The organism is Oxynema aestuarii AP17 (assembly GCF_012295525.1).
GTDB lineage: Bacteria > Cyanobacteriota > Cyanobacteriia > Cyanobacteriales > Laspinemataceae > Oxynema > Oxynema aestuarii.
On sequence record NZ_CP051167.1, the window covers coordinates 4825201 to 4838472 of the forward strand.

A 13272-nucleotide genomic window follows, 5' to 3' on the forward strand; every position below is an offset into this window, starting at 1 on the left:
CGGGGAGCTATAGCCTTTGGTAAACTCCGGCCATGCTGACCATGAACTACACTTACCGAATCTATCCAAATGTCGTACAGCAGACTGAACTGCGATCGTGGCTTGAGACGTGCAGAGGCGTATATAACTACGCTTTGCGCGAACTCAAAGACTGGATTGCTTCGCGTAAGTGTTCGGTAGACCGATGCTCGCTGGAAAAGGAATACATCATTCCCGCCGATAAGCCATTCCCGTCCCACCGTCAGCAGAACAACCTGCCCAAAGCAAAGAAGCAATTCCCGCACTTGGGCAAGGTGCATTCTCAGGTGTTGCAGACCACGATTCGCAGACTGCACGATACCTGGGAAGTATTTCAGAAACGGGGACATGGATTTCCGCGTTTCAAAAAGTTCGGTCAATTCAAATCCTTTGTGTTTCCCCAATTCAAGCACAATCCCATCAATGGCTTCACAATCAAATTGCCAAAGATCGGGGAAGTACCCATTAACCTGCATCGCCCTATTCCTAACGGGTTCAAGGTGAAACAGGTGCGGGTATTGTCCAGGGTGCGAGGAACACAATGGTATGTCGTCGTCACCATTGAATCGGATATATCGGTTCCCGATGCCCCGGTTCGCGGTCGGGCGATCGGGATTGACCTGGGATTGGAGCGATTCTTGACTGCTTCCGATGGCTCTTTCCAAGAGCGACCCAAGTTTTTCAAGTCGATGCAACGCAAGCTGAAATTGCTGCAACGCAGAGCAGCACGAAAACAGAAGGGTTCTCAAAACTGGGAAAAGGCACAAGTCGAAGTGGCTAGAATGCACCATCGCATTGCCAATCGTCGTAAAGATTTCCATCTGAAAACGGCTCATCAGCTTTGCGACCAGGCGCAAACTATCTTTGCAGAAGATCTCAACGTCACGGGGTTGACGAGAGCAATGCTGCGAAAAGATTGTGTTGATGCCGCCTTCGGACAATTCCTGTCTCTGACGGAATGGGTGTGCTCGAAGCGAGGAGTCTACTTTGCTAAAGTCAATCCCAACGGCACCAGTCAAACCTGCCCCAACTGCCTTGCTACGGTCAGCAAAGGGTTGGAAGTCAGAGAGCATCATTGTCCTGAGTGTGGGTATCGAACGCATCGCGATCGTGCCGCAGCAGAGATGGTTTTGGATCGTGGACTAGAGAATTTAGTATCCCAGGGACTCTGGGGAACGGAAACCGCCTGTCAAGTCGGTCTGTCGGGGGTCTATGACCTAGATAAGTCGCGTGGGGCCCGAATACCCAATCGCGAGGTTGGGAAGCCCGCGCTGTAATCTTTGATTCAGCGTCGGGAAGATGTCACCTGTTTGTTTCGATTTTGTCTGGCAGTGGCCGAGGGCGGGGGAAGGGAGTCAACCGTCCCGGTTGGGGCAGTTTGGAGAGGAACGTCGCTCAGACTAAGCCGGAGCGCAAGGCAACCACGGCGGCTTGGACGCGATCGTCTACGGCGAGTTTGTTCATGATGCCGCGCACGTGGGTTTTAATCGTGTTGGGACTGAGGTAGAGGGCGGCGGCGATTTCGGGGTTGCTGTAGCCTTCGACCATCAGTTTGAGGACTTCGAGTTCTCGTTGGGAGAGTTGACCGATATTACTCGGGGTGGCGGGGGGTTTGAGGTGGTCGATCACCAGGCGGGCAATTTGGGGATCGAGATAGGTGGCGCCTTCAGAGGCGGCGGCGATCGCGGCGACGAGGCGATCGACGCTGGCCCCTTTGATACAGTAGGCATCGGCCCCACTGGACAGGGCTGCGATAATTTCGTTTTCGGTGGTGTGAGAGGTCAGCATCACTACCCGCACTTCGGGCAGTTCTTCTTTGATTTGTTGGGTGGCGGCAATGCCATCCAAGCGGGGCAGTCCGATATCCATGACGACGAGATCGGGCTGCAGTTGACGGGCGGCGGCGACGCCGAGAAAGCCGTCTTCGGCTTGGCCGACGATTTCGAGGTGGGGGTAGGTGGATAAGGCTTGCTCCAACCCCAGTTGCATCATCGGATCGTCTTCGACAATCAGGAGTTTGAGCGGTTCGGAGGTCGGGGCAGAATTTAAGGATTCAGCAATTTCAGAGGTCATGGCTAGGAGCGATCGCGAGCGGATGGGAGCGCGGTTTACCGTCATTTTACAGGTGCCTCTCGGGATCTGCTGGGGGCACCCTCGTCTCGTCCCCTATTAAAACATTGGCGTTCGGGGGAGCGCGATCCTCCCCCTGGGGATAGGACGGCGATCGTCGAGGCTTCTGTACTGTTCGTCCGGGCGACTTTGGACGGATTTCAACGGCGCGATCCTCCTGAGTCGTCGCCGTGCGATCGCCCCCGATAAAATAGGGAAAATTTAACCGAGGGGTTTTGAGATGAGCAGTCCGTTCCAGTCTTTGAAACAGTTACCGTGGCGATCTCTGTTACAAGTGGCTGCCGTCGCGACCGTGGCCCTCGCCGCCCTCGATTTTACCCTCTTTTGGGTGGCGGCGGTGTCGGCGAGTTTCAGGCACAGTTTGGAGTTGTTGTTTGCACCGCCTTTGGGACTGGCGATCGCCCTGAGTGTGGCCGTCGGTTTCGGCGCCTTTGGCGTACTCCTCGGCGAGCAGTGCTATGCCCCTTCTTTCTTCAATCGTTCTACTCTTTGGGCTTTGGTGTTTTGTCTGCTGCTCGGCGTAGGCGTGAAATCGCTGTTACCTTTACCCTCGCTCTTGCTGAGCTTGTCTCGCCTGTCTTTAATCGGTATTAGCCTCGGCGTCTTTTGGAAGGGACGACCGTATTGGCGCTAAATGCTATTCTCGAAACAGAGAAAAAAAATCCCGCTCGCATCGAACGGGAAGCCATCAGGGTGCATCTACTGAGATCTACGATAACCTAGTAGGGGGTTTGACCCCCCACTAGGTTAACAAGTCTTTACAATTTAGGGCGAAGCGGCGATCGCCTCTGGGATGGGGGCGTCACAAAACCTCCCGAGGGTTGGGGAGGTTAGAGACGGGATAGGGATTTGCTAGGACGCATTCAGGGTTCGAGATCCCACTGACAAACCAGAGAACCGTCACGAGCCCGTTCCCAATGAGCACTCAAGGGATGGGGTTTTCTGGCTTTGGCGCGATCGATGAGAGCGAACAACGGGTCGTCGCGACGGAGTTGAGCTTGACTAACAGAAGTTTCCGGTTTTTTTAAAAGTGTAGTGGACATTTTTTTTGCCCTCTTTGATTGAGGATTTTTGCTATATTTCAATCTTAGCCACGGTTTCCCCTAATTTTTGTGATAAAGCGCACGGAATAGCTGAGATCTCCAAGCAGGGAGGGTGCGATCGCCGTCACCCCCACCCCATCCCAGTAGAACGGCGATTTTGAGCAACTTTCAGCGATTCGAGCCGCCGAGTCTCGGTCGAGGGGTTTGTCATGACAGAACCCTGGAGCGATCGCCTGCACGAAGTCACTGGAAATTAGTGTTTGAGATCGCTCAAAAGAAAGATTTCGATCGCCCTTCGAGTTGAGATCGATCGCGGGCGATCGGCCCGAGAAAAGGCGACAATAGAAGGCAAGAAATCATCAAAAATTAGCCCGACTTTTGCCGATCGTGCGAGTAAGGAGGCGAGAGGATGCATCCCGAACAACCCAGCAGAGAAAAGCCGAATAATTCGTCAGATCCTTGGCAAGAATTATCCCGTGACTTGGGTAAAACATTTGCCGTTTACTACACCTGGATGTTTGCGGGATTATTGCCTCCGAGTCAGAGAAAAACCCCAGATTCCCCGGAAGAGCAATCGGAAGCAAACGAGCAAGATTGATAACTTTGAGGGGCGATCGTGCCGAGCCGATGGATCGATCTAGAACGGAGAAAATTCACTAATAGAAACCAATAGAACAGCCCGGAACCGAGGGATTCCGGGCCGTTCTATTTTATTTTGAAATAAGAGCAGAAGCGAACGCTTAACAAGAGAAAACCGACGGGACGAACTGGCGGAAGATCAAAAAACCGCTTTTAAAACCAGGAAAACATTTATTATTGACTGGCTCGCACCAGTTTTTCGGCTTTAGTAAAGCCTCCTTTAATTTCCTCGTGAGAATAAGCGGCATAACTTTGTTGGCCTTCCGGATCCGAATATAATTTCGAGATCGTCACCACAATCGGCTGTCCGTTCCAGTTACGAACGACGATGTTATCGCCGACCTCAAAAGTTTCTCCCTCGCTGTTATTGACAGCTTCCAATTCCGGCAAAGGCGCGACGATCTTCGGTTTCGGCTTGGGTTTGCTTTCCGGTTTGGAAGTATCGGAGCTAGATCGATCCGCCTCCGAGGAATCTTGAGGTTGTTCGCCAGCTTCCGACCGTTCCCGAAGCTCTTCCTCAGTCGGGTTAGTTTCTTTAGGTGTTTCCGTAGATTTTCTGATACTTACAATTTCAGGTTTTTTCATTGTGATTGGGGGAACAATCCTACAGTGAGCTATACAAGACACGGGTATCCGAAACGGGGTGAACTAACCCACCCTGCCATTGGCGAAGATGGGGCTTCCTGATTCAACGGGAACAGCATCTAACAAAACCGAAGTTTTGCCAGGTTGTCTTACATTCCCTCCACAAGCAGTATCGCTGGTTCCCAACGACAAGATCCGCAAGGCTTCATTTTTGATGCATTTTGCCGCATTGATGTCGCGGTCATGATGGCTACCGCAATATTGACAAGTCCATTGACGAATATCTAACGGCAGACTATCCACTCGATTGAGGCAACCGTGACAGGTTTTAGAGGAGACAAAAAAACGGTCAACCTCAACAGAGGTTTTCCCTTCCCACTCTGCTTTATATTTCAACATCGTGGTGAACATTCCCCAACCTACATCACTAATCGCTTTAGCGAGGTTGTGATTACCCACCATCCCTTTAACATTGATATTTTCCACAGCAATCACTTGGTTTTCGTTGACTATCTTGCTCGATAGCTCGTGCAGAAAATCTTCACGGCATCGGGTAATCTTGCTATGAACCTTAGCTAACTTCTGTTTAGCTTTGATTCGATTCTGACTCCCTTTTTGCTTGCGGGATAGGTTTTGTTGTTTTCGTTTGAGATTGCCCTCGTGTTTAGCAACATGGCGGGGATGATTGTATTTTGACCCATTGCTAGTAATGGCAAAATGGTTTAGCCCAACATCTATACCAATGGCTTTCCCGTCAACTTTTGACATAGGTTTAGCGCAAAATTCCAATACCAACGACAGGATCCAAAAGCTTTGGCTAAGGACAGTTTCTGCTCCTCGGTAGGATATATGCGATACTTGTATGCCTTGTACATTATCAAGTTGGGTTATTGCTGATAACAGGATAACAGATCTTATTGAGGATTCGCTGTCGCTCAGTTGGTTGGTAGGTTGCTATCCATCTCCTTCGCGATCGAGGGAGGAAGGGGAATTTCGCAACATTGTTGGTGACATCCTCCCGACGCTGAATCAAAGATTACAGCACGGGCTTCCCAGCCTCACGATTGGGTATTCCTGCCCCGCGCCACTTATCTAGGTCATAGACCCCCGACAGACCGACTTGACAGGCGGTTTCCGTTCCCCAGAGTCCCTGGGATACTACGTTTTCTTGTCCACGATGCAAAACCATCTCGGCTGCAGCATGGTCACGATGAGTCCGATACCCACACTCAGGACAATGATGCTCTCTGACTTCCAACCCTTTGCTCACTGTAGCAAGGCAGGATGGACAGGTTTGACTGGTGCCGTTGGGATTGACTTTAGCAAAGTAGACTCCTCGCTTCCAGCACACCCATTCTGTCAGAGACAGGAATTGTCCGAAGGCAGCATCAACACAATCTGTTCGCAACATCCCTCGCGTCAAGCCTTTGACGTTGAGATCTTCTGCAAAGATAGTTTGCGCCCGATCGCAAAGCTGATGAGCCGTTTTCAGATGGAAATCTTTACGACGATTGGCAATGCGATGGTGCATTCTAGCCACTTCGATTTGCGCCTTCTCCCAATTTTGAGAACCCTTCTGTTTTCGTGCTGCTCTGCGTTGCAGCAATTTTAGCTTGCGTTGCATCGACTTGAAAAACTTAGGGCGTTCTTGGAAAGAGCGATCGGAAGCGGTCAAGAATCGTTCCAATCCCAGGTCAATCCCGATCGCCCGACCATGAACCGGGACATCGGGAACCGATATATCCGATTCAAGGGTGACGACAACATACCATTGTGTTCCTCGCACCCTGGACAATACCCGCACCTGTTTCACCTTGAACCCGTTAGGAATAGGGCGATGCAGGTTAATGGGTACTTCCCCGATCTTTGGCAATTTGATTGTGAAGCCATTGATGGGATTGTGCTTGAATTGGGGAAACACAAAGGATTTGAATTGACCGAACTTTTTGAAACGCGGGAATCCATGTCCCCGTTTCTTAAAGGCTTCCCAGGTATCGTGCAGTCTGCGAATTGTGGTCTGCAACACCTGAGAATGTACCTTACCCAGATGCGGGAATTGCTTCTTTGCTTTGGGCAGGTTGTTCTGCTGACGGTGGTAAGACGGGAATGGCTCATCGGCGGGAATGATGTATTCCTTTTCCAACGAGCATCGGTCTACCTGACACTTACGCGAAGCAATCCAGTCTTTGAGTTCGCGCAACGCGTAGTTATATACGCCTCTGCACGTCTCCATCCACTCCAACAGTTCAGTCTGCTGTACGACATTTGGATCGATTCGGTAGGTATAGTTCATGGTCAGCATGACTATAATTTACTACAGACTATAGCTGCTGATAAATGCTGGTCTCATCCCCATCGTAGGGCTTGACCCTTCCCGCAGGGTGGGGATGAGACTTTTCAAGGGGAGTCCATGGATCCCGATGCTGATGCTTCGCATACAGCGCGGGACTTATAGCTCCCCGAACCCCTCAAAAGTTAAAATTGGCAGAGTCGATCCGACAAGAATTTATGCTCGTCAGTGCGTTTGTTATTATTTTTTAACCGATCGCCCCACTCGAAAACAGGGCAGCGAACGCAGACGAGTTAAATCATTTGAGGATTATTTTGAGAGCGTTCGCTAGGCCAGTCGTCGGGAGAAGGGTCGAGGGAGTGTAAAAGGCGAGTTTTGACCGCTTGCGCCGGATGACCGCTATAGACCGTTTGGGGAGCGAGCGATCGCGCCGCCACACTCCCTAAAGTCAAGACCGCTTCGCGACCGACGCGCACCCCCGGTCCGACAGTGGCGCGCGCTGCGATCCAGGCGCCGCGTTCGATATAAATTTCGCCGAGTTGGAGGGTAAAGCGGGGGTCGGACCAGTCGTGGTTTCCGGTACACAGATAGACCGATTGAGACAAACAGACGTGACTTTCGAGAGTAACGGGAGCGAGATTGTCAATCCAGGTCCGTTCGCCGATCCAAACCCAATCGCCGACGGTCAAGCGCCAGGGAAATTTGATGCGAACGCCGGGTTTGATGCGGACGCTACAGCCAATTTCGGCGCCAAAACAGCGCAAGACCCAAACTTTGAACCCAGAAAAGGGTAGCCAGGAGCTAGAAACCAAACGAGAGCCGATGAAATACCAGCACAATTGCTTCCATAACGGAGCGCCGGGGGTATAGTTTTGGGTCGTATATAAATCGAGGCGCATGGGGAAATGAGGGTAGAGACCGATTCAATCTGAGTTATTTCTCGATCGCCGTCGGGGGTGAACCGGATGTTTTCGCCGGAACCGACCTCGAAAAAAAGGGAACGAACCCGATCGCGATCGGGTTCGTTCGAGGGGTCAACTCAACGCTCAAACGTAGGTGAAGTAACTGTCATTGAGATTGAGTTCGCTACTGGGGACATCGCGGACGACGGCCACGAGTTCCGGAGAAGTTTGGCCGGAAGTGTAGTAAATTCCGGTTCCGGTGGTCACCTCAGCGAGTTGGTAGCTCGCTGCCGACCCGTGGAGTTGGATGCGGTCTTCGAGTTTGTTGAAATCGGCGATCGTAGCGAGATCGGCGCTGCCGTCGGTAGAGGGGTCGCGATCGTCGTAATAGACGCGAGTCGCATCGCCGAGGACGAAGGTATCGCTATTACCGCCGCCACTCAAGAGATCTTGTTCGTTCGCACCGGGAGCCGCCGCATTGGGATCGACCCCATTGAGGACATCGTTACCCAAGCCGCCGTAGAGGTTATCATTCCCCGTCCCTCCGGTGAGGCGATCGTCTCCCGGTTGACCGAACAACTCGTCATCGCCGTCATTGCCTTCGATGATGTCATTGCCTTGGTCTGCGTAGACGAGATCGTTACCCGAGCCACCGAAGAGCATATCCTCGTGCCAGCCGCCATAAAGGCTGTCGCTGCCGCCGGAACCGAAGAGGGTGTCATTGTCGGCGTGACCGTAAATCAGGTCATTGCCCTCGCCCCCATCAATATAGTCGTTCCCCTTGTGGGCGATAATTCTTTGGTCGGCGGATCCGCCGAATAGAGAATCGTCGCCGAAGGTTCCGCTCAACGAGTCGCTGTTGTCCGGGGTGATGGTCGGACCGACAAATTCAAACGAGCCGATATCGATTTGGCCGTCGGAGCGCGCCACGCCGAGTTGGTCTGCGGTCAATCCCGTAACGCTGCTTCCGGCATCGATCGCCGGAGAGCCTGCGAGCAAGGGATGGACGAGGGCGCCGTTGAGTTCTTGCAAGGCGCCGAGTTGGGGATCGACGAGGGTGACATTGGCGGTGATGTTGGCATCGTCGGGATTGCTGGGATTTTTGGGGGGATATTGGATGTTGTTGCCGCCGTCGATTAACTCGCGACCCGTATGCTGTCTGATATCCCAGGGATTGCCCGCGCTATTGTAAGCGTAAATCGAATTGGTGGTGGTAATCGGTTGATTTCCGGCCCAAACGGCACCGCCATGTCCTGCGGCGTGGTTGTAGGCGATCGTGGTATTGACGATGCTGCTTGCCGAGGTATCCGTATTGTTAAAGGTAATGGCACCGCCCAAACCTTCTTGATTGGTGTCGTCGGCAGCCGTATTCCCCGAAAAGGTACTGTTAACAATTTCGCTAGGCGCTTGCTCGCCAATCCACAAGCCTCCGCCTTGAGAATGGGCGCGGTTATTGGCGATCGTGGTATTGCGTAGACTAAATTGACCGTTACCTTGCCGGATACCGCCACCGTAAGCATGGCCGACAGAGTTTTTAACGACTTCGTTGTTGATGATTTGACTGTCTTCGACGACAACGCGATCCTCGCCGTAAACGTAGAGGAATAAGGCTCCACCTTGTCCGGCTCCTTTGTTGCCTTCAAAATGACTGTTTCGGATGGCGATCGTGCCCGAATCGGCGAGATAATTGGCGCTGGCACCATCGGTGTAGATCGCTCCGCCATATCCTCCCGCACCGGAAGCCCCCGCAGTAGAATCGTTATTGATAAAGCGGGAGTTGTCGATGGTGAGGTTACTTAATAAGTTATTAATCGCGCCGCCGCTTGCACCTCTATTATTAGAAAATTCACTATTTTCAATGGTTAGGTCGCCTTCACTCCACATCAAGATCGCGCCGCCACCGTGTTCGCTATTGGCTTGGGAAGCGTCGTTTCCTTCAAACTTGCTATTTTTGATAACGGCGGTACTGCGATAGTTGTTAAAGAGCGCGCCGCCACCGTAACCCGTAGCGGAGTTATTTTGAAAGACGACATTTTCGAGGGTTAAGTGACTTTGCTGTCCCATGCGAAGTCCACCCCCAGAACCGTCTTTTTCAGTTCCGGTAATTTTACCGTCGGCAATGGTCAAGTTTTTGACCGCCAAACTATTGCCGACGCCTTCCATCCACAAAACACGACTTTGATTGTTGCCGCTTAGGGTTAAGTTAGGGGCATTGGTGCCGTCAATGGTCAGGTCTTTGTACCAAATTTCCAGTTGGCCGCTTGTCAAGGTGATTTGGCTGTTGGCGAGGGAGGAATCGAATTGAATGGTATCGCCACTTTGAGCGAGTTGGAGGGCTTCGCGCAAAGACCCGGTGCCGTTGTCTGCGGTGGTGGTAACGGTTAAAATTGCCATGATTCTGTCTCCGTAATTGACTAGGTAAATGAAGGTTTTTAGGCGAATCGAAATCGAGGATGAATTGTGTAAAACTCTCCTCAATAGATTCTGTTGTTTGAAAAACTGGGTGATGTCGAGACCCGATCGCCGAGTTCGATTGAAACGGGATTACACGTAAGTGAAATAACTCTCGTTCAAGTTCAATTCAGTACTGCTGACGTTGCGGGCGATCGCAATTAATTCGGGAGCGGTTTGCCCTGTGGTGTAATAAATTCCCGTTCCCGTGGTCACGTCCGCCAGTTGGTAACTTGCCGCCGATCCGTGCAGTTGAATTCGGTCTTCGAGTTTGTTGAAATCGGCCAAAATGGCGAGATTGACCGTTCCTGGAGTCGAGAGGGCGCGATCGTCGTAATAGACGCGCATCCCATCGCCGAGGACGAAGGTATCGCTACCCCCATCGCCGCGCAAGAGGTCTACTTCTGCCGCGCCGGGGGTCGGGTTGTCCGGATCGACGCCACTGAGGGTGTCATTCCCCGTACCGCCGTAAACACTGTCATTCCCGGCGCCGCCGACGAGGCGATCGCTCCCCGTTTGGCCGAACAATCTATCCTCTCCCTCGTTCCCTTCGAGCCAGTCATTGCCGCCATCGGCATAAAGCGTATCGTTGCCCGTGCCGCCGTACAGCATGTCATCGTGCCACCCGGCATAAAGGCTGTCGTGACCGCCGCCCCCGAACAGGGTATCGTTATCGCCATGACCGTAAAGCACGTCATTGCCGTCGCCGCCATCGAGATAGTCGTTACCTTTGTGAGCGACGATCGTCTGGTCCGCACTGCCCCCGATTAAAGAATCCTCGCCAAACGTCCCGTTGAGGGAATCGCTATTATCCGGCTCTACGGTGGGTACGGGGGCGCTATTGCCGCCAATCACCGCTAAGTAGCCATCTTGACCGCCGCCGGACGTGGTTTGCAAGGCATTGTGAGTGACTTGAGCGTTCGTGGAATTGACCGTCAGTGCGGCGGCGGCAATCCCGTTTCTGACATTAAAGGCTTTCCCCGAACCGCCGGGAAACGGGGTCCAGACCAAGCGCTCGCTAAAATCGTTTTTGACGATCAGTACGTGACCGTCTCCGGCATAAGGTCCGATCGCCTCTCCGGCGAGTTGCTGTCCGTCGCGGTTGGCGATCGCGTAGGATGCATCCCCGGCAATATAAACATTCCCTTGCTCGTCCGCCGCGATCGAGTTGCGCCGCAAACTATTCCCCGAACCGCTACTCAAGCGCGTCAGCAACGACTGACCTTTCAGCAACCCCCCACTGGCCAAATCGTAACGACCGTACCAGGTCATATCCACCGAACCGACATTATTCGGGGTATTGTAACTGTCGGTTTGCACCGTATTCGCCGCCGCCGACGCCGACAAATTCAGGGGATCGCGGGAGAAAATTGACGATCCCGTACCGCCATTAACCTTATGGGCGATGTAAAGCTGACCGTCGCGACCGATCGCCACCCGAATGCCTCGGGTATCGGCCATTTTATTCGCCGACTGGATGGCGGACGCCGAGAAATCGTAGCCCGTCCATTTCACCGCCGACCCGTCATAAGACAACGCCTGATTGAACGCCACTTGCAATTGACTGCTTTTCTGGTGATAGCCCGTGACCACTACCGTCCCGCCATTTTGGGCCGTAATCGCCACGTCGTTGAAATGGCGACTCGAACTGCCCGTATTCCAACTGCCGATCGCCGCGCCACTGCTGTTGTAGACCCGGATCTCGTCGGTTCCGCCGCCGACATCGCGCAACGCCGCCACGGTTCCACTGTCGTCGATCGCCACCCGTTCCACGGCGCCGGGATTGGCACTCCAAACGACGGTACGGGCGTCCGGACTGAGTACTGCGACCCCGAAATCTCCGGCGATCGCGATTTCCCCGGTCGTCGAATTGATTTCCAAATCTTTGACAGAACTCGGCACCCGGGTGGTCGATAGCACCGCATTCGTGGCGCTATCGTAACGGACGATCGCCCCCGTCCCGCCGCCGAGTAAGTCTGTCGAGGTTCCCCCGGGATCGTGACCGGGCCAGTCGCCCCCGAGGACGACGATACCCCCGGTCGGCGAAATATCCACCGCATTAGCGAAGTCGTCCCCGCTTCCGCCGATGTAGGTCGCCCCGGAAACGTCTAAATTGTTGGTCGGCGCCGTCGGTAGGGCCAGCAACCCGGGATATCGCGCCATCAATTCTGCCGCAAATGGCGATCGCGCTTCAATACTGCCCGTATTGACTTCTAACTCCCAGTCGCCCCCTCGAAATAAGCTCCCGGTGACATCGTCCGACGCTGCAATGTCCGCCCCCGTCAGCTTCGCCAACTCCTGGAGAAAGGCGCTTCCCGTTTCCCCGGCGGCTAAGTTGCAACCGTAAAAGAGAAGGTCGGCGCGATCGCTCAAAGCGTCAGCCCACTGCTGTAATTGCGCGCCGTAGTTTTCTAAGGTGGCGTGAGTGAGTTCGGAATTGCCCAAACGAACCCGACCGACTTCGCCGTGAGCGACGATATGAAGGGCCGAAACTTCGCTTTCGCGAACGAGAATTTCGCTAATTTGTGCGATTCCATCCCGTTCCGAATCGAGAACGACGGCTCGGGCTTCGGGGTCAATTCCCGCCAGTAAATCTTGATAATTTTCAACAGCCGGATCGATAACAACAAGAGTCCTTTCGCGAGCCATTACTTTCACTTCTCCATCGGCGAAACTTGCCTGTCGAGGCTTGGTAGAAGCACCTCTGGAGACGAATTACTAACTCGGTAGATGAATTAAAAAAGGGCAGAATCACTCAGCCATCAGAACGAGAATTATCGATTCATTAACTCTTTCCGATCGCCTTCATCGGATGTTTCGAGTGATTTCTATACCTTATTCTTTCCTTTCTAATCCGCGATCGTCATCCGTAAACGCACTGAAATTCAATATCCGTGTATTTTCGATGGGAGTTTTTGAGTCACAAAAAAAGCTGGCTAAAAGCCAGCTAAAATCCTGTCTTACTTACTTGTCTGCCGCCAAAAGAGAGGTGAATTACAATGAATAGACTAACTGAAGAAACTCGATATTTTTTCCAAGTCTTACTTCAGCATTGCTAATTACTGAGACTCCATTTCAAGAATCAAGTTCCCGATTTTAAAAACAAAATATTTTAAAATTTCCGTATTTTCACCGATTTCTTAATATTAAAACTAGGGTAATAACTCGTTTTTACACGATCTTTAAAAAAGATAGATCGTATCAAGGGATCTTA

Annotated in this window: 12 protein-coding genes; 3 read left to right on the forward strand and 9 right to left on the reverse strand. The window is 52.5% G+C overall.

Annotated features, from left to right (window positions below; translation table 11 throughout):
- Positions 1-32 precede the first annotated feature (32 nt).
- On the forward strand, positions 33-1295 hold the full coding sequence (locus HCG48_RS19305; RefSeq protein ID WP_210437086.1) for an RNA-guided endonuclease InsQ/TnpB family protein: 1263 nt from the start codon (positions 33-35) through the stop codon (positions 1293-1295).
- A gap of 118 nt (positions 1296-1413) precedes the next feature.
- On the opposite strand, the gene HCG48_RS19310 is transcribed toward HCG48_RS19305, so the two are convergent.
- Positions 1414-2091, reverse strand: coding sequence for a response regulator (locus HCG48_RS19310; protein WP_168571972.1), 678 nt, complete (start codon positions 2089-2091; stop codon positions 1414-1416).
- 277 nt (positions 2092-2368) lie between these two features.
- Here HCG48_RS19310 and HCG48_RS19315 point away from each other — a divergent pair, with 277 nt between their 5' ends.
- The gene (locus HCG48_RS19315; protein ID WP_168570615.1) at positions 2369-2782 is read left to right on the forward strand and encodes a peptide chain release factor 1; all 414 of its coding nucleotides are present in this window, start codon (positions 2369-2371) and stop codon (positions 2780-2782) included.
- 229 nt (positions 2783-3011) lie between these two features.
- Here HCG48_RS19315 and HCG48_RS19320 read toward each other — a convergent pair whose 3' ends face one another.
- Positions 3012-3191, reverse strand: a complete 180-nt coding sequence (locus tag HCG48_RS19320) for a hypothetical protein (protein WP_168570616.1) — start codon at positions 3189-3191, stop codon at positions 3012-3014.
- 409 nt (positions 3192-3600) lie between these two features.
- Here HCG48_RS19320 and HCG48_RS19325 point away from each other — a divergent pair, with 409 nt between their 5' ends.
- Complete coding sequence (locus HCG48_RS19325; protein ID WP_168570617.1) at positions 3601-3789, forward strand: hypothetical protein; 189 nt, start codon at positions 3601-3603, stop codon at positions 3787-3789.
- 215 nt (positions 3790-4004) lie between these two features.
- On the opposite strand, the gene HCG48_RS19330 is transcribed toward HCG48_RS19325, so the two are convergent.
- The 7 genes from HCG48_RS19330 to HCG48_RS19355 all read right to left on the reverse strand — a co-directional run bounded on the left by HCG48_RS19330 (position 4005) and on the right by HCG48_RS19355 (position 12707).
- Positions 4005-4415: a hypothetical protein gene (locus tag HCG48_RS19330; protein WP_168570618.1), complete on the reverse strand. Its 411-nt coding sequence runs from the start codon at positions 4413-4415 to the stop codon at positions 4005-4007.
- Between the two features lie 63 nt (positions 4416-4478).
- Positions 4479-5216 (reverse strand): RNA-guided endonuclease TnpB family protein, encoded by a 738-nt coding sequence (locus tag HCG48_RS19335; RefSeq protein WP_445974484.1) that lies wholly within the window; start codon positions 5214-5216, stop codon positions 4479-4481.
- A complete protein-coding gene (locus HCG48_RS26210; protein ID WP_246259639.1) occupies positions 5150-5290 on the reverse strand; it encodes a helix-turn-helix domain-containing protein in 141 nt (46 codons plus the stop codon). Before HCG48_RS26210 ends, HCG48_RS19335 begins: the two co-directional genes overlap by 67 nt.
- 161 nt (positions 5291-5451) lie before the next feature.
- Positions 5452-6717 (reverse strand): RNA-guided endonuclease InsQ/TnpB family protein, encoded by a 1266-nt coding sequence (locus HCG48_RS19340; protein ID WP_210437087.1) that lies wholly within the window; start codon positions 6715-6717, stop codon positions 5452-5454.
- 281 nt (positions 6718-6998) lie between these two features.
- Positions 6999-7604 (reverse strand): WcaF family extracellular polysaccharide biosynthesis acetyltransferase, encoded by a 606-nt coding sequence (locus tag HCG48_RS19345; RefSeq protein WP_168570619.1) that lies wholly within the window; start codon positions 7602-7604, stop codon positions 6999-7001.
- A 147-nt stretch (positions 7605-7751) separates the two neighbouring features.
- Entirely contained in the window at positions 7752-10001 is a 2250-nt protein-coding gene (locus HCG48_RS19350; RefSeq protein WP_168570620.1) for a calcium-binding protein, read from the reverse strand.
- A gap of 150 nt (positions 10002-10151) precedes the next feature.
- Positions 10152-12707 (reverse strand): DUF4347 domain-containing protein, encoded by a 2556-nt coding sequence (locus HCG48_RS19355; protein WP_246260157.1) that lies wholly within the window; start codon positions 12705-12707, stop codon positions 10152-10154.
- Between the last annotated feature and the right edge of the window lie 565 nt (positions 12708-13272).

Bases quoted from the DNA above. Each gene is read 5' to 3' on its own strand.
- HCG48_RS19310 (WP_168571972.1), bottom strand. From the start codon at position 2,091: ATGACCTCTGAAATTGCTGAATCCTTAAATTCTGCCCCGACCTCCGAA.
- HCG48_RS19320 (WP_168570616.1), bottom strand. From the start codon at position 3,191: ATGTCCACTACACTTTTAAAAAAACCGGAAACTTCTGTTAGTCAAGCT.
- HCG48_RS19345 (WP_168570619.1), bottom strand. From the start codon at position 7,604: ATGCGCCTCGATTTATATACGACCCAAAACTATACCCCCGGCGCTCCG.
- HCG48_RS19350 (WP_168570620.1), bottom strand. From the start codon at position 10,001: ATGGCAATTTTAACCGTTACCACCACCGCAGACAACGGCACCGGGTCT.
- HCG48_RS19355 (WP_246260157.1), bottom strand. From the start codon at position 12,707: ATGGCTCGCGAAAGGACTCTTGTTGTTATCGATCCGGCTGTTGAAAAT.
- HCG48_RS19330 (WP_168570618.1), bottom strand. From the start codon at position 4,415: ATGAAAAAACCTGAAATTGTAAGTATCAGAAAATCTACGGAAACACCT.
- HCG48_RS19340 (WP_210437087.1), bottom strand. From the start codon at position 6,717: ATGCTGACCATGAACTATACCTACCGAATCGATCCAAATGTCGTACAG.
- HCG48_RS19325 (WP_168570617.1), top strand. From the start codon at position 3,601: ATGCATCCCGAACAACCCAGCAGAGAAAAGCCGAATAATTCGTCAGAT.
- HCG48_RS19315 (WP_168570615.1), top strand. From the start codon at position 2,369: ATGAGCAGTCCGTTCCAGTCTTTGAAACAGTTACCGTGGCGATCTCTG.
- HCG48_RS26210 (WP_246259639.1), bottom strand. From the start codon at position 5,290: ATGTACAAGGCATACAAGTATCGCATATATCCTACCGAGGAGCAGAAA.
- HCG48_RS19305 (WP_210437086.1), top strand. From the start codon at position 33: ATGCTGACCATGAACTACACTTACCGAATCTATCCAAATGTCGTACAG.